General features: G+C 46.8%; 15 protein-coding genes. 4 read left to right on the plus strand and 11 right to left on the minus strand.

Annotated features, from left to right (window positions below; all coding sequences use genetic code 11):
- Positions 1 to 354 precede the first annotated feature (354 nt).
- Complete coding sequence (locus Q1B47_RS16855) at positions 355 to 876, minus strand: hypothetical protein (protein WP_299796082.1); 522 nt, start codon at positions 874 to 876, stop codon at positions 355 to 357.
- A complete protein-coding gene (locus Q1B47_RS16860) occupies positions 869 to 1,603 on the minus strand; it encodes a helix-turn-helix domain-containing protein (protein WP_299796085.1) in 735 nt (244 codons plus the stop codon). Before Q1B47_RS16860 ends, Q1B47_RS16855 begins: the two co-directional genes overlap by 8 nt.
- 470 nt (positions 1,604 to 2,073) lie before the next feature.
- On the opposite strand from Q1B47_RS16860, the gene Q1B47_RS16865 reads away from it, so the two are divergent.
- Both Q1B47_RS16865 and Q1B47_RS16870 read left to right on the plus strand, forming a co-directional pair.
- A complete protein-coding gene (locus Q1B47_RS16865) occupies positions 2,074 to 2,907 on the plus strand; it encodes a cytochrome C (RefSeq protein ID WP_299796087.1) in 834 nt (277 codons plus the stop codon).
- Positions 2,908 to 2,918: 11 nt separating this feature from the next.
- Entirely contained in the window at positions 2,919 to 3,452 is a 534-nt protein-coding gene (locus Q1B47_RS16870) for a hypothetical protein (protein ID WP_299796090.1), read from the plus strand.
- Between the two features lie 650 nt (positions 3,453 to 4,102).
- Here the strand turns inward: Q1B47_RS16870 and Q1B47_RS16875 are convergent.
- The 7 genes from Q1B47_RS16875 to tkt all read right to left on the minus strand — a co-directional run bounded on the left by Q1B47_RS16875 (position 4,103) and on the right by tkt (position 12,783).
- Positions 4,103 to 4,633 (minus strand): hypothetical protein, encoded by a 531-nt coding sequence (locus Q1B47_RS16875; protein ID WP_299796093.1) that lies wholly within the window; start codon positions 4,631 to 4,633, stop codon positions 4,103 to 4,105.
- Complete coding sequence (locus Q1B47_RS16880) at positions 4,626 to 5,345, minus strand: helix-turn-helix domain-containing protein (RefSeq protein ID WP_299796096.1); 720 nt, start codon at positions 5,343 to 5,345, stop codon at positions 4,626 to 4,628. Before Q1B47_RS16880 ends, Q1B47_RS16875 begins: the two co-directional genes overlap by 8 nt.
- Before the next feature lie 314 nt (positions 5,346 to 5,659).
- A complete protein-coding gene (locus Q1B47_RS16885; protein ID WP_299796099.1) occupies positions 5,660 to 6,400 on the minus strand; it encodes a YdiY family protein in 741 nt (246 codons plus the stop codon).
- A 198-nt stretch (positions 6,401 to 6,598) separates the two neighbouring features.
- Positions 6,599 to 7,663: a class II fructose-bisphosphate aldolase gene (gene fba / locus Q1B47_RS16890; protein WP_299796101.1), complete on the minus strand. Its 1,065-nt coding sequence runs from the start codon at positions 7,661 to 7,663 to the stop codon at positions 6,599 to 6,601.
- A gap of 223 nt (positions 7,664 to 7,886) precedes the next feature.
- Positions 7,887 to 9,062: a phosphoglycerate kinase gene (locus Q1B47_RS16895; RefSeq protein WP_299796105.1), complete on the minus strand. Its 1,176-nt coding sequence runs from the start codon at positions 9,060 to 9,062 to the stop codon at positions 7,887 to 7,889.
- A 212-nt stretch (positions 9,063 to 9,274) separates the two neighbouring features.
- On the minus strand, positions 9,275 to 10,297 hold the full coding sequence (gene epd, locus Q1B47_RS16900) for an erythrose-4-phosphate dehydrogenase (RefSeq protein ID WP_299796108.1): 1,023 nt from the start codon (positions 10,295 to 10,297) through the stop codon (positions 9,275 to 9,277).
- A gap of 494 nt (positions 10,298 to 10,791) precedes the next feature.
- Positions 10,792 to 12,783, minus strand: coding sequence for a transketolase (gene tkt, locus Q1B47_RS16905; RefSeq protein WP_299796111.1), 1,992 nt, complete (start codon positions 12,781 to 12,783; stop codon positions 10,792 to 10,794).
- A gap of 475 nt (positions 12,784 to 13,258) precedes the next feature.
- On the opposite strand from tkt, the gene metK reads away from it, so the two are divergent.
- Positions 13,259 to 14,410 carry a methionine adenosyltransferase gene (gene metK / locus Q1B47_RS16910; protein ID WP_299796114.1) on the plus strand — a complete coding sequence of 384 codons (1,152 nt, stop codon included), beginning with the start codon at positions 13,259 to 13,261 and terminating at the stop codon, positions 14,408 to 14,410.
- A gap of 281 nt (positions 14,411 to 14,691) precedes the next feature.
- Here the strand turns inward: metK and Q1B47_RS16915 are convergent, their stop codons facing one another.
- On the minus strand, positions 14,692 to 15,069 hold the full coding sequence (locus Q1B47_RS16915) for a hypothetical protein (RefSeq protein WP_299796117.1): 378 nt from the start codon (positions 15,067 to 15,069) through the stop codon (positions 14,692 to 14,694).
- Between the two features lie 13 nt (positions 15,070 to 15,082).
- Positions 15,083 to 15,640, minus strand: a complete 558-nt coding sequence (locus Q1B47_RS16920; protein WP_299796120.1) for a GNAT family N-acetyltransferase — start codon at positions 15,638 to 15,640, stop codon at positions 15,083 to 15,085.
- Between the two features lie 172 nt (positions 15,641 to 15,812).
- Here Q1B47_RS16920 and Q1B47_RS16925 point away from each other — a divergent pair, with 172 nt between their 5' ends.
- Complete coding sequence (locus Q1B47_RS16925) at positions 15,813 to 16,823, plus strand: GGDEF domain-containing protein (protein WP_299796122.1); 1,011 nt, start codon at positions 15,813 to 15,815, stop codon at positions 16,821 to 16,823.
- Positions 16,824 to 17,031: the final 208 nt, after the last annotated feature.

Raw genomic sequence — 17,031 nt, forward strand, 5'->3', positions numbered from 1 at the left:
GTGGGGCAAGGCGAGAAGCAACATCTCTGCGCTCAATATTTATAAGAAGAAATATCGAATTAGAATATCTAGTCCAAATATTTCATGCAGGCCACTCCGGAAGGTGGAAAGCTGGTTTATGCTGGAGCAATTTACCGCCGTGAATTCTGTCACTTCCCGGCATGCTGGATCCCGTATCTTAAAATTGGTTGGGTATTGTTATCTATGACTTTTATTATAGCCTATAAGGACCTGTTGATCTTGTAGGTTTGTAAGTGTCGACAGCTTAAAACAACAGGAACAGCTGAGCCTTTCGTGGGCCATTCAAGCAGACCTCAGACAGGCTCAACTCGCAACAGTCTTGTATCGGGCTCACTAATGCACGAGCCGACAACCACAGACCGTATTGCTCGGCTGAAACAGTACAATAGCGTAATCTTTCTGCTCATCCAGATCTAAGGTTTCGATACTGAGGTTGTGCATCCCCTTATTATCCAGGTTAAAGGAGCTGACATAAGAGAGGTACTGCATATGCTCAGGCTGTTTCTGATCATCATCTACCTCAGACTCCTCCTTTGTCTTAACGGAGAAAGAGTACTTCTGCGCCTCGCTGTCGTAATTCAGTAATTTGCCCTTCATGCGGATATTGCCCGCCGGGCTGCCATCTAAGTTGAAGTAACGATAGTTAAATTGCGCCTGCTTGCCCTTAGCTATGACATCGACCAGCAGGTAATGACGCCCCTTACCACTATCTCCCTTATGTCTGTCGAACAGTTCGGAGCTACAATTGAGCATCAGGGTCTCGCCGGGGTTGAGATAGCGATAGCTAATAGAGAAACTGATCAATAGTAAGACCAGTATGACTGAGTTGACTCCCCAGAGTAATTTCCTATTCACAAAGCGCCACCTCATCTAACCAAGCTTCAGAGATAAATTGTTTCTGTTGGCGGAAATCAGATAATTTAAGATTTCTGACCACAGACTGACCTAACTTCTCCCCCTTCATGGTGATATTAAATACCTGCTCATCATGAGACAGGGAGAGATAGATATCTTGCCAAGGCGCAGAGTAGCAGCCCTTGAACCCGGCAGAGAATTGCGTGATCACATTCATCAGCGATTCATTATTTGTCTTGGACTTTGAGTAACTGATCAACTTAATCTGTTGGCCTGACAGCAAGGTCAGCGGCGTGACACTGTATGGCTCAGTACTCGAACCACACTTGGAAAACTGGGTAAGCAGCCCTATAGTCAGAGCAATACAAACCAGCATCAAGCCAACAATAAGCCAGCGCTTAATCTTAGCTACCTCGGCCCATTGGGTAGGCTTAGCTTCGCCCCGTAATCGATAACCCTTGCTCTTCACAGTTTCTATCAACTGCTCATGTTCCGGTCCCAGAAAAGAGCGCAACATAAACACGGCACGAGTCACCGAGGAGTCACTCAAAGGGGGGTGCTCTTCGTCGGCAGCACCTAACTTCTGCTTCGCAACAATCCTGTTACGATTGGCGATAAGTAACGTAAGTACTTGTAACTCGGCCCTGGGGAGCTGCCACACTTCGCCATTTTCCAGATTTTTTAGTTGCGCTCGCTCAATATCAAACTGACAACTGCCCAATTGCATATATCTCGATCCCTTAACAGATAACAACTAAATCATATTCAATAAAACTAATAATTTCTGTGATCGCCCCTGTCTCCTATAAAAGTGCGCTAAAAAATATACACTTAGCGGCATGATGATGATAATTTTGCGAACGAAATCACACTGTTGAAGAGATGAATAAGATTCTCAGTCTATCTTCATAACCCGCAAATTAACATGAATTTAACAAATAAGGTGACCCACGTCTGTTTCAATACTGTAAAACCGATGTTAACAAGCAGCCTTAATCTGTAAATTGCATTATCTCCTCTCTCATTCGATTCAAAAGATTTTTCTAATCAATCCCAATATTCATCTGCCGAAGATCACACTATTTATAAACCAGACGGCCCAAACTGAACTCAAGTCAAACGGCGGCGAAGTCAACCCAGGCCAAGCCACTTTTAGTTAGTAATACAAAAATAACGCTTATTCAGTAAGGAATGATTATGACTATTAACAGACGACAAGCATTAACCCAAATCATCGGTATCAGCACAGCGGCCGCAGGTGCGACCCTTGTAGGTACTTCAGCTTTCGCGGCAACAGATGAAGCCGGAAACTATAAGTTAGAGCTGGGCGAGAAACTCAAGTATGTGCCACTCGATGCTATGGCAACGGCTAAACTGGCCTATGAAACTCCTGGCGGCTGTATGCATCAGGTTTTCCACTCTCTTATCACCATGTTGGCTCAATCTGATAGTGCCGATGCAGCCAAGTTCGCTTCTATTCCAACTGCACTGGCCGGATATGGCTGGGCAGGTATCATCGGCCAGGGTACGGTCTGTGGTAACATCAACGCAACCGGCATGCTGGTAAACATTCTCGATGACCTTAATGGCCAAAACGCTGCAGTTATCGGTTCTACCTTCAGATACTATGAAAATACAGAACTTCCGCTATCATCTGCTGAGTTCGTCGCAGGTATCGGCTCTACTCCTGAAAAGACAACAGATGAAGTTGTCACCTCATCTGTAGCAAACAGCATCCTCTGTCACTCATCAATCAGTAACTGGTCTAAGGCATCAGGCAAGACATTCGCCCAGAAGGGTGAGCGCTGTAAGCGTCTGTCGGCTTCTATCGCCTATCACCTTGTTGAGCTATTGAACCGCGCCTATGCCGGTGAAGACCTGAGCGTCCTTCCTGAAGCTAAGCCTTCTGCTGAAGCACAAGCTTGTCAGAGCTGTCATACCAACGGCAAAGTTAATCCACCTATGGGCACAGCAGCCAGCGTTCAAGCTGATATGGAATGTACAACTTGTCACACTGGCCACTTCAACTAAAGGAGCGCGTCATGAAATATAAATTACTAAGCGTACTCTTAACCGGAGCGCTGCTGACCACAGGTTGTGGCAGTGACGATAATGATAACGATACAAAACCTGTAGAGCCGCCGGTAGAGCCGCCAGTAACAACGATTGACGTTAATGAGGCTGCAACTATTGGACTTAAATTAGCGACTTTCGATGGTGTCAGCGGCGCCTTAACCTTTAGCCTCAGCGATGCCGACGAGATGGCTATCACTAACGCTAAAGACTACCGAATCGTCTACTTTGGTTTCCCTGACCGTGATGAAAAGTCATCTAAGCCTAAGGCATGGAAACGTTGGCACCTGAGTAAGTCTTATCAGTGTGACAGCGAAGCCAATGAGTGCGAAGGCTTGCTGACTGAAACAGAGACTAAGGGTACTTATACCTTCGAGGCTCCGGGACTGGACTGGGATAGCGGTGCAACGCCTGGCGCGGTCAAGAAATATAAGGTCGCCATCGAGATAAAAGGCGCATTGAGCAGTAGTGAGTTGGAGCTTCTTCCACCACCAGCTGTATAACAAAAATGTTTTAACATGTTCCACCGATGATAGCTGCTTTACACAACTTGTGTGTTTGTCGCCACTGCGAGCCTGGGTCCATCACCTTGTTCAGTGTAAAGCAGCGACCCATCGCTAAGCGTTAGCCGCCCTTCATCTTCATCGAATCGGCGAAATATTAATTAAATTGCTATCGTCCCCACTTCGGAGAGGTTACTCCTCTCCTTTTTTTGTCTCCCCTATACCCTGTCTAATCGCTTTCACACATATCCCTCAATAGTTCTTCAGACTCCACCTCGATGCCGTATTGGTAAAAAGAAGATGCAGAGTCATCTCTGGTAACTCACTACAGGCGGTCAATAACTAAAAGAACTAACACCGAGCTTCGAGCTTCGAGCTTCGAGCTTCGAGCTTCGAGCTTCGAGCTTCGAGCTTCGAGCTTCGAGAAACATCATGAGCCCATAGGCCTCCTATGGCAAGCTGCTGATGACTAATGGGTGAAAAATGCATATTAAACAGGATGGTATCGACACATTCTTTAATCCCGGACCACCTCAAGTCCTCCTGAGACTATCAAGATAACGATACAATGAGGGAGGCTGAGAAAGCTTTAAACAAGAAAACGGGTCAGGTATTTAAGAAAGTGTGTTTGACTTAAGATACGGCAGTTCTTAATTAAGCTCGCAGGCCCAGATCCCGTTGCCAGGCTGAAACTGAATGACCGCGTTGCCTTGAACCGCATTCATATCCAGCACATGTATATTCAGTGGAATAGAGGTTGGGGAGGGACCAGGAGCGGCTCTGGTGTATTCGATGAGCCTGCTCATCTGCTCGGGAAACCTGGGAGGCATTATATTTGAGAGCAGCTCACCACTTTGCAGCGCTAACCTATAGGTCATGGTATCGAGATCGAGCTTGAGAAGTGTACCTCTCATTATGATACTGCTCTGCTCTATCTCCTGTTCGAGAAAGCGATACTGAAGCTCAACCTCTTTTCCCTTGGTTGAGATATCAACCACGACATCGGTTAGCCTGTTCTCAATCGCGTCATAGAGATTCGCCCTACATGAGGCTGTGAGGTTCTCCCCGTTCATCACGTAGTAGTTAAGCCCCAGACAGAAGCAGATAATCATCATAAAGGTGACTATGAGTGGCCAGATTTTTACTTCATTTCTGAAACCAGCCGAAAAGCGATTAATCACAGATCCCAACTTTTTTTAACCAGGCCTTATCAATAAAGTGCCACTGTGGGTCTAGCGGCACAATCTTAAGGGTCTTCATTGCCCCCTCCCCTGCATTATCATTTCTTAACACTATGCTGATAATCCCCGTTTGTGGATCATTCGATGACACGGAGAGGAAGATCTGTCTCCAGGGAGTCACAGAGCAGCTCTCTACGACTCCGATAAAATGGCTGCTCTGCTCAGAGTAGATCAACTCCTGTTCCACCGAGTTAAATGAGGGGAAATAGGCGACGCTGCCTGACCTGGTCGTCAGCATCTGGTTATTCTCCGGTTTTATATCTACGGCAGGTTCGAAAAATGAATAGATGAGTACAATCAACAGTAAGATCTGAGCAATCAATATACTGTAGTGCTTCTTAGAGATGCTTTTAAATGGTGTCGCAGAAAACTCACCAGTATTAAGCGAAGGTTTATTGTGCAACACATAGCCCTGATCATCGACCCGCTCGATTAGACAGGCATAGCGCTTCTCAAGGTAGAAACAGATCCGCTCGATGGCTTCGTTTAATATCTCCACCTTACGGTTTTCTACGGGCATCCCCTGCAGTAACTCCTGAATGGAGAGTACCTTTCCCCTATGTTTAACCAACATCTCCAGCACAGAGAATTCAACGGCAGACATCTTCCAACTGGTGTCATTAATCAGATTGGACAAAGTCTGTCGACTCATATCAAACCAACAGCAACCAATTTGCATTTATCTGCCTCAAATCAAGTATATGGCAAAACATTGTAGCTATTCCTAACACAGCAATCTGTGATCGCAATAAGCTATAGATGAACAAAAAACAAATTCGTGACGGGGAACACATTAATAGTTATAAATTAAATAGATAGAAAGAAACGAAGGGTTACAGCGGTTAATTAAAAGTAAACAGGTAACATCAGTTCCAATACATCTGGGACACCTATTTCAACAAAAAAATACAACAAAAAAAGCACCCGAAGGTGCTTAATAGTTCTGACTGAGCGCTCACATATGCCTTAGAAGGAGTAAAGCAAGGTCATATTAGTCTCTGTATCAGTACTCTTCTTCTCATCTAACGGCTCACTGTTATAACGAACAATAACGGCAAACTTCATTGCCAGGGCACCGATAATATTGGCAGTGATAGAGGTCTCCGAACGTCCCTCAAGGCTGTCGCCATAGTCGGCAACAAACATCTGCTTAAACTTAGAGGTGTCGGTTATCTGCTTCTCAAAGTTAGCAACGCCGTGAACAACCCAACTGTCTTCCGAATCATATCCGGCTGCGGCCGCACTCTCATTGTCAAGACGCTTGTACTGGAAACCCGGACCGACTTCGATGCTGAATAGTGTCTTACCCGTGTCGATAAATTTATGACCATAACCGGCAGAGACCGTGGACTTGGAATCGAAACCGGTAAATGGGTCGATCTCATGGTTACCGTTGGCAAACATATATCTTTTATCGTCAAACTTATAATCGGCCTGAACTAAACCATAGTAACGCTTACCCGTTACTTCTCCTGTATCCTCTTTATATAAAGCTTCCAGCAGATACTGGTTTTCCCAGTTACCCAGCTCATGCTTCATATCCAGGCGGCCCTTTACCGACGTCGTTTCGGTGTTACCCGTGGTCATTGTCGCACCTAGTTCAGCATCTCCGCCGAAGATCTTATCGCCCTCGACAAAATCGGCCCCCGCATGAGCAGCAAAAGGTGCAGCCATTAAAATAGCAGATGCTATAAGCAATTTTTTCATGTTTATACTACTCCGAAAGATCCTATCCCTTAAAATCGGCGCAATATTAACACTCACCAAACAGAATTGAAAATACTTGGTACAGTTCATCTGTAACTGCTACCTATCACACTGATAGTGAAGAACAAACTAAAAATGACAGAAAAATGCCCGCGCTGGGCGGGCATTTATGGCTACTGCTTATTCAAACAGGGAGATTTACTTAATCTGCGGATCAAGTTCACCGGATTGGTAAGCCTTATACATAGCCTGTAGCGACTTAGGCTTGATCTTGGAGCCCATGCCGGCACAGCCAAACGCTTCGTATCGTGTAGTACAGATATCAGCCATCGCTTCCATAGAGGCCTTAAGGAATTTACGCGGATCAAATTCACTTGGATTTTCAGCCAGGAACTTACGTACAGCGCCTGTAGAGGCTAAACGAAGGTCGGTATCGATATTGACCTTGCGAACACCATGCTTGATCCCCTCAACTATCTCCTCAAGAGGTACACCATAAGTTTCAGGCATGTTACCACCATACTCGTTAATCACCTTCAGCCACTCTTGTGGTACAGATGAAGAGCCATGCATAACTAAGTGAGTGTTTGGAATACGTGCGTGGATCTCTTTAATACGATCGATACGCAGTACGTCACCGGTAGGTTTACGGCTGAACTTATACGCACCATGGCTGGTTCCGATAGCGATAGCCAACGCATCTACATGGGTATCGGAAACGAAACGTGCTGCTTCTTCAGGTGTGGTTAACATCTGATCCATGCTCAAAGTACCTTCGGCACCGATACCATCCTCTTCACCCGCCTGTCCTGTTTCCAGGCTACCCAGACAACCGATTTCCCCCTCAACAGAGACACCACAAGCGTGAGCAAATGCCACCGTCTTACGTGTCACATCGACGTTATATTCATATGAAGCAGGAGTCTTACCATCGGCCATCAATGAACCATCCATCATCACCGATGACATACCCAGCTGAATCGAACGCTGACAAATATCCGGATCTGTACCATGATCCTGATGAATACAGACAGGAATATCAGGATACTGCTCGAGTGCGGCCGTCATCAGGTACTTAAGAAACTGAGGACGGGCATACTTACGGGCACCGGCAGAAGCCTGAACGATAACAGGGCTATCGGTCGCTTCAGCCGCTTGCATAATTGCACGCATCTGTTCGAGGTTATTCACGTTAAAAGCAGGGACACCATAACCATGTTCTGCAGCATGATCTAGCATTTGACGTAGGGAAATTAAAGCCATTTTTTACTCCAATAATAGGGTGATTGGCATCACCGAGGTCACTATCGTTTGGATTGATTTTTATATGCTTTAGCTCATGTCGATGAATGAGCAATCGATCTGAGATCCTTTACTCTCACTAGAAAGTGGTTCATCGACACGAGTCAAAGCCCGGTTTTTTATTTTTAATTGATAACAAGCTGATTTTTATTGTTTTTTCAGCTTTTTACTTGATCTTTATTTGTTATTTGCCACGAGACTCAAGCATAGCAACCGCTGGCAACTCTTTACCTTCGAGGAACTCGAGGAATGCACCACCACCGGTTGAGATATATGAAACTTTATCGGCAATATCATACTTATCTACCGCGGCCAACGTATCGCCACCACCGGCAATCGAGAAAGCATCAGATTCTGCAATTGCCTGAGCGATACGCTTAGTACCTTCACCGAACTGATCAAACTCGAATACACCAACAGGGCCGTTCCAGACTATGGTTCCGGCATTCTTAAGGATTTCAGCTAACGCCTCTGCACTGTCGGGACCGATATCGAAAATCATATCTTCATCGGTCACAGCGCTGACATCTTTCAGAGTCGCACTTGCGCTAGGGCTAAATTCACCGGCAACCACAACATCTGTCGGTACTGGGATGTCACCACCACGGCTTTGTGCATTAGCCACAAGGCGCCTAGCTTCTTCAATCAGATCGGCTTCATAGAGTGATTTACCCACTTCGTGCCCGGCGGCAGCAATAAAGGTATTCGCAATTCCGCCACCGACAACAAGCTGGTCAACGATGCCGGAAAGGCTCTCAAGCACGGTAAGCTTAGTCGATACCTTTGAGCCACCTACGATGGCAACCAAAGGACGAGCAGGGTTATCCATCGCCTTGCCCAGAGCTTCCAGCTCACCGGCAAGCAGGGGACCTGCACAAGCTACTGGAGCATGCAGACCGACACCATGGGTCGATGCCTGCGCACGGTGAGCCGTTCCGAAAGCATCCATCACATAAACATCACAAAGTGCGGCTAGTTTCTTAGCTAACACTTCGTCATTCTTCTTCTCGCCTACATTGAAGCGGACGTTTTCAAATACAACAAGCTCGCCCACATTGGCTTCGACACCATCGAGGTAATCTGTCGCCAGACGCACAGGGCAATCCAGAGCTTTTGTCAGGTAGTCAACAACAGGTTGCATTGAGAACTCGGCATTGTATTCACCTTCGGTCGGGCGACCCAGGTGAGACATAACCATAACGGCAGCTCCCTTCTCGAGTGCAAGCTTGATAGTGGGCAGTGCGGCACGTAGACGCGCATCACTGGTCACCACGCCGTCACTGACAGGTACGTTAAGATCCTCACGAATAAGCACTCGCTTACCCTGGAGATCTAAATCTGACATATTGATAATAGCCATTTTATATTTCCTTAAATGTTTAAAGTTAAAAGTGATAAATCAAAAGTTAAAAATATATAAACTGGTTTACTGACTATCGGGACACAACACCGACCATCAGTAGAAATTGGGTTCCAGATTCCAGGCTCCAGGTGCTAGGTTCTGCACAATACCAAAGCTATAGTGCTTTCCTCGTATCTGTATTTCCTGGCACCGTTATTTTAAATACCTTCTTAGGCTCTTCTGGCCTTAATCATCTCTAAACTGGTATCTAACATGCGGTTGGCAAAACCCCATTCGTTGTCGCACCAAAGCAGCAACTTCACCAGGTGGCCATCACTGACTCGGGTCTGAGTGCCATCGACTATGCTGGATCTTGGGTCGTGGTTAAAATCACACGATACTAATGGCTCATTAGTATAGCCTAAAACGCCCTTATAAAGCCCTGTAGAAGAATCAGAAAGCACCCTATTTACGTGAGCAATGTCAACTCTTGATTCAAGAGTCACAGAAAGATCGATCGCTGTGACATTGATCGTGGGTACCCGCACCGAGATGGCTTCGAATTTATCTTTCATCTGCGGCAAAATACGCTCGATCCCTCTGGCTAATTTGGTATCTACCGGAATAATTGACTGACCTGCGGCACGGGTCCTTCGCAAATCGTCATGGTAGGCATCGATAACTTGTTGATCGTTCATCGCAGAGTGAATCGTGGTGATAGCCCCGCTCTTAACACTAAAGTGCTCATCCAGTACTTCAATGACCGGCACTATACAGTTAGTTGTACATGAGGCATTGGAGACAACTGTATGGTTAGCCTCAAGGAGTTGATGATTGACGCCATAAACTATGGTTGCATCGACATCCCCCGAACTTGGATGGCTGATCAACACCTGCTTCGCGCCGGCATGAACATGGGCTTCACAGCTTTCTCTATCGGAAAGTGCCCCCGTGGCCTCATAAACAATATCAATATCCATCTGCCGCCAGGGAAGCTTATTGGGGTCACTTTCATGCAAAAGCGTAATGGCATCATCTCCGATAACCATCTTCTGGCCTGCGGCATCGAGAGAAGCCCGGGATTGAAAGCGCCCGTGGGTCGTATCGTATTGAGTAAGGTGGAGCATGGCTTCGGGTGTGGCCAGTTCGTTGATGGCCACTATCTGAATTTGATCGCGTTTTCCCGACTCATAGAGAGCACGAAGAATTGAACGACCGATACGGCCATATCCATTGATTGCGACTCTGATCATTAAACTAACTCTATCCTTTCATACCAATTTCATTAAATATCTATTCATTCAGCGGGAGGTGAACACTCTGAATGCAGGGCCGATGCTCGAAAAAATAGTTATTCTATATCAAAAACATCCAACATAGCACACCGGGCTTTACCCTTGGCTTTTAATATCTGCCATCCAGGGTAAGAGGCTGAGTAGTTGCACTTCTTCGTTACATTGACTGACCAGAGAATAAGCCTTCTCTCATCAGTGCGCTCTGAATTGCGAAGGCTGAGTGGCTCCGAACTGACAACATACTTAATGAAATTGGTATCATTACAACAACGGCCTACCATCCCGGTAAGCCGTTATAACATGAGCGCTTCATATAGAGACTTAAAGTCTGAAGTACTCACTACTTTCCTGTCTTTATCTGCAATGTGGGATGCACTTACTTATCAAGCCTGACAGGTAAAGTGCATCACAACTTTGCTTGAGTTAAAACTGATTAAACAACTATTTTAAATTTAAAGCGCTTTAACCGTTTTAACGACATTTTCAACGGTGAAGCCGAAGTGCTTCATCAGCTCTCCGCCCGGAGCAGATTCACCGAATGTTGTCATACCGACAACCGCGCCGCCGAAGCCAACATACTTGTGCCAGAAATCGACGTGAGCCGCTTCGATTGCAACACGCTTAGTCACAGTGCTTGGTAGTACAGACTCTTTGTATGCAGCATCTTGCTTGTCAAACTCATTAGTCGATGGCATAGACACTACGCGTACCTTCTGACCCTCTTCGGTAAGTACCGCTGCAGAGTCCAGGGCTAACTGTACTTCAGAACCTGTAGCGATAAGGATCAGATCCGCTGTTCCTTCACAATCGGATAGTACATAACCCCCCTTAGCCACATCCGCAAGCTGCTGAGCGCTGCGTGATTGAGGCTTAAGCCCCTGACGACTGAATACCAATGAAGTTGGCGCTTCACGTCGCTCGATCGCATTCTTCCATGATACCGCCGTTTCAGCAGCATCACATGGACGCCACACGGTCATGTTAGGAGTCATGCGCAGGTTAGCCAACTGCTCTACCGGTTGGTGAGTTGGACCATCTTCACCCTGACCAATTGAATCATGGGTATACACAAAGATGTTTTGGAGTCCCATAAGTGCAGACATACGAACCGCGTTGCGGGCATATTCCATAAACATCATGAAAGTCGCACCGAAGTTGATGAAACCACCATGCAGAGACACACCATTCATGATGCCACTCATACCGAACTCACGTACACCGTAGTAGATGTAGTTGCCCGCAGCATCGTCCTGAATACCTTTAGAACCAGACCAAAGAGTCAGGTTAGAGCCCGCTAAATCGGCGCTGCCACCTAACATTTCAGGTAAGATAGCACCAAAAGCGGCGATAGCATTTTGTGATGCTTTACGGCTGGCAATGCCTTCCGCTTTATCCTGACACTCTTGAATGAAAGCCTGCGCCTTCTCTTCGAAGTCGGCAGGCAGCTCGCCGGTGATTACACGGCGCTCATATTCACTTGCCAGCTCTGGGTATTCAGCCTTATATGCGGCTAGCTTGTCGTTCCAGGCAGACTCTCTGCTCGCGCCGATATCTTTTGCATCCCATCCCTTATAAACGTTCTCCGGGATTTCAAACGCACCATGCTCCCAGCCCAGGAACTCACGTGCTGCAGCGATTTCAGCATCGCCCAGTGGCGCGCCGTGACAATCGTGGCTACCGGACTTGTTTGGTGAGCCAAAACCAATCGTTGTCTTACAGCAGATCATCGATGGCTTATCGGTAACAGACTTAGCTTCTTCGATGGCCGCACGGATAGCATCGCTATCGTGACCATCGACGTCAGCAATAACATGCCAGCCGTAAGATTCGAAACGCTTAGGCGTATCATCGGTAAACCAGCCTTCTACATGACCGTCGATAGAGATACCGTTGTCATCCCAGAAAGCAACCAGCTTACCCAGACCCAGTGTACCAGCCAGTGAACAGGCTTCGTGAGAGATCCCCTCCATCAAACAGCCATCACCAAGGAAGCAGTAAGTGAAGTGATCCACTATGTCATGGCCTGGGCGGTTAAACTGAGCCGCCAACGTCTTCTCGGCGATAGCCATACCTACGGCGTTGCTGATACCAGCTCCTAATGGGCCGGTAGTTGTCTCAACACCTGGCGTATAGCCATATTCCGGGTGGCCTGGGGTCTTAGAGTGCAACTGACGGAAGTTCTGTAGCTCTTCCATCGGCAATGCATAACCCGTAAGGTGAAGCAAAGAGTAGATAAGCATAGAACCGTGGCCGTTAGATAAGATGAAGCGGTCGCGGTCAACCCATTGTGGGTTATTTGGGTTGTGCTTAAGGAAATCGTTCCATAGCACTTCAGCAATATCCGCCATCCCCATTGGTGCACCTGGGTGACCAGAATTGGCTTTTTGAACGGCATCCATGGTTAATGCGCGGATAGCGTTTGCGAGTTCTTTACGAGATGACATGCTCTCTCCTGCTTATTATTGGGGGGTTGCGGGCAATTGTGGAGGCATATTTTCCCCTACTAGGCAGTAGGACGCAATTAAAATTCGCTTATATCTAAGACATTCAGCGCATTATTCGCCCACCAGCACAAAAATCTCACTCAACTAAATACTGTAACAACAGTCTGTTACCTATAATTTCGCACCTAACTGAGAAAAATTTATCCCTGTCTGCCACCGGGGAAATTGAATATTGAATATGAAACAAAGCTATTAATGAGCATTATCACAGCTAAAAAGTAAACAATGACAGAAATAACAAGATGATAAGAAAATTAATTATCTATATTTTCCTGAGCTTACGGTAGAAATACTGAGTCTTACTCCACAAAATTCGGTGAAAAGGGTGTCATCCGATCTGTTTTCAACTAAAATAGCCGTCTAGATGTAGATACTTCTACACACTTCATATTGTTTAACGACGAGATTTACCACCATGGCAAAGCACTTGTTTACCTCTGAGTCGGTCTCAGAAGGTCATCCTGATAAAATCGCCGATCAGATTTCTGATGCGGTACTAGACGCAATCCTAGAGCAAGATCCAAAAGCTCGTGTTGCGTGTGAGACATATGTAAAGACCGGCATGGTCATGGTTGGAGGTGAAGTCACTACTTCAGCCTGGGTTGATATCGAAGAGATCACCCGTAAGACGGTTCGTGAAATTGGCTACACTCACTCAGATATGGGCTTCGACGCCGACTCTTGTGCGGTATTAAATGCCATAGGTAAGCAGTCACCTGATATCAACCAAGGGGTTGACCGCGCCGATCCAAAGGCACAGGGTGCCGGTGACCAGGGTCTTATGTTTGGTTACGCCAACAACGAAACGGACGTGCTGATGCCAGCACCTATTACCTATGCTCATGCACTGGTTAAGCGTCAATCTGAGGTTCGTAAACATAAGATACTGCCTTGGTTACGCCCCGATGCAAAGAGCCAGGTAACCTTTGCCTATGATAACAACAAGATTGTTGGCATCGACGCCATTGTACTCTCTACTCAGCACTGTGACAGCATTAGCCAGTCAGATCTTATCGAAGGCGTGATGGAAACTATTATCAAGCCGGTACTTCCTTCACAGTGGTTGAACAAAGAGACCAAGTACTTTATTAACCCAACCGGTCGTTTCGTCATCGGTGGCCCTATGGGTGACTGTGGTCTTACGGGTCGTAAGATCATCGTTGACACCTACGGCGGCATGGCTCGTCACGGCGGCGGCGCTTTCTCCGGTAAAGATCCCTCTAAGGTCGACCGTAGTGCGGCATATGCGGCCCGTTATGTAGCGAAGAACATCGTTGCAGCCGGTCTTGCCGATCGTTGTGAGCTTCAGGTCTCTTACGCCATCGGCGTTGCCGAGCCAACCTCAATCAGTATCGAAACATTCGGTACCGGCAAGGTGTCTGAAGAGGTGTTGATCGCCCTCGTTCGTCAGCATTTCGACCTGCGCCCATACGGCCTGACAGAGATGTTAGATCTGGCTCGCCCTATCTACCAGGCAACGGCTGCATATGGTCACTTCGGTCGTGATGAGTTCCCATGGGAGCGCACCGATAAGGCTGAAATCCTCAGAGCCGACGCTAAGCTGTAACCCGTTTTTCGCAGCCAATAAAAAACCGCCATATGGCGGTTTTTTATTGGCTGAATTTTACCGAAGCCGATAAGCCATAAACCGTGATAACGAAATTCAAACGGATTAGAAAATCCTTCGATGAGCTCGGGGCACATATGAGCCCCGGCGTTTAAGAGAGTGGTATTAAAGCAGAAAAAACAGAAGAGCCAACTCCCCCCGTATACAGTTTCCCGCCACCTGACAGCCCCTTCCCCCGCTCAGCAACTGATAAAGGTGTACAGGCTCAATGACACGCACCATCAGCAGTGATCGAAGTGCGCATTTTCCATACACATAAAGGAGACCTGCTGCATGGTCAACACCGGCACATTGAGTTCTCTCAGTGATGACATATCGAGGCCGCACTCCTGGGGGCTGAAGAGAGCCGGGCTGGCAGCATAGTCATTGGTTCGACCGCAATCGATCCAACTCTCCTGCCACTTCACACAATAAAATGTCTGTAATTCCCCATCTGTTTCGCGCCTTGCTTCATAGGCGACGGGACGGGGCTCCCCTTCATTAGCTGATATTTGCTCGACCTCAGCCGTTATCAGGGATACGACTAACTTAACGCTATCAAATGCAGACAGATTAACGCCGGTATATGGACTAAGCAGACGAGTTAGTTGCTCGGACATGATCGACTCCAATTTATTTCGTTACCAAGGCAAGCAGATAGTAATCCCTTTCATCGAAAGTAAAGAAGTCCAACACCTGCATCGAGGCCTTATTTGTATGCGCCGTAAAGGATGCCAGATTATCTTCGGCGATAAAGGTGAGCATAAACTGAAACCTGGGTTGAACCTGAAGCTTAAGATGATTAACTAGTTTTTCGAAGATCCCCTGACCACGACATGACTGCTTGATCCAGATTGGTCCATATTGACATGAGTTTGATTTAGTTAATTTTGTGCCGTTGACACTAAAATCCCCCATGTTTCTCAAAATATTACGATACACGGGCCATGACTCGAAGAAATGCCAACCACCGGCAATAACGTAACCGACGATCTCTCCTCCTTCGTTATTATCCTGTTCGGCGACGACTATCCAGTGCTCAGCAATAAGCCGCTCAAGCTCTTTAAAACCAAAGCTTTGCCCATCTAATCCCTGTGATTGCGCTGAGCTACTCAGCTCATCGTTAAGGTAGGTTTGTTCAAGCCGCTGGAGTTGTTTGAGATCGTCTGGGCGGGCTAATCTGATATTCATCACGCTACTCTAAATTTGATAATGTAAACTTTTTGAGATTAGACTGATTATATCAGTCCTGACCCATATTTATAACGCTTTCCCCCCCCCTCTTTCTTCTGCAATAGTTTGCATAAATCCGATATGGATACCACACTTAACACAATATACACAGACCTTAGCCAAGGTTCCCATGCTTCCTGAAAACATAGATACCAGTATCAGTTTACTCGAGAGTGATAACACCCAACTAAATCTAGTTCGCTGGATGCACCAATGTGAATTGATGAAACGCTATTATGAGGCCGATGTTGTTTTTGTTATTCAAGAAACCGGCGGCGGTTTTGAAGTCATCGTCAGCTCTATCTGTCAGAATCGGCAGTTAACCACAGGCACACTCTTCGAACCCGACGAACAGATTTTCCAACGTTTAGTCCACTCCCTGCCGGAAGGGATAAACATCGACCTGTCCAACCAGAGAAACTTAGTACTTCCGGATGTGTTTGCCGGAGCAAGTAATATGCTGACTCGTCCGATTCTATGGCCCGATGGCACTCACTTCGGCTGCATATGTGTGTTGAACGCCAGAGTAACCTCCAATGAGACCAACGCCTTTATGCTTGAGCCATTCCAGATTTTATTGCAGCAGGAGTTGACCCTCTACTGCCAGACTCAGCGTATCGAATCCCTGTCGATGAGAGACAGGGAGACAGGCATGTTGAACCGGTACGGCTTTATCATGATGGCACCGAGGCAACTCAGCCTTGGCCGTCGTTTTGGCGCCTCTGCAGGTATCATATTCTTTGAACTCTACTCGGCCTCCCCTCACCAACAGGTAGAGGATAAACATAACCGCTTATTAGGCTCGATTATTCAGGACACGATTCGCACCGCCGACATAGCGGCGCACTACAGCGAGACGCAATTTGTCGTTCTGGTGTTTGTCGACTCGGAGCGCGATCTTATCCATATAGGTAAACGGGTTGAAAAGCTGCTCTATCAGCAAAATGATAAGCTCCAGGTGGACTCGAGCTGCAACTATTTCACTCCGGACTCATCGGTTAAACTCGCCCCTATGCTTGAAGAGTCTAAACAGGGACTGAAATCGGAGAGAGCAAGGCTCGAACAGGAGCAGGCCGAAGCAAACATCCCTCCCGAAACCTCTGCCGACAGTAGTGAAGTCGGTAAGCAGGTTACTCACTGAACAGCAGGCGTACAAAATATACGCAGACTTCAATTTCAGCCACAACTCATCCGACGAGTGGTTGAAATTGAACCGCTTTCAAAAAAATAGCAAGTTTACATTCAGATAACCTTCAAAACCCAGTATGCTAACACTAACCATCACCAGAGTAACAATAGTTCTGAAAGACGGTGGTTCAGAGGTAAGAACTTGATAATAAAACCATCAG

It is taken from the genome of uncultured Shewanella sp. (genome assembly GCF_947501225.1).
Taxonomy (GTDB): domain Bacteria; phylum Pseudomonadota; class Gammaproteobacteria; order Enterobacterales; family Shewanellaceae; genus Shewanella.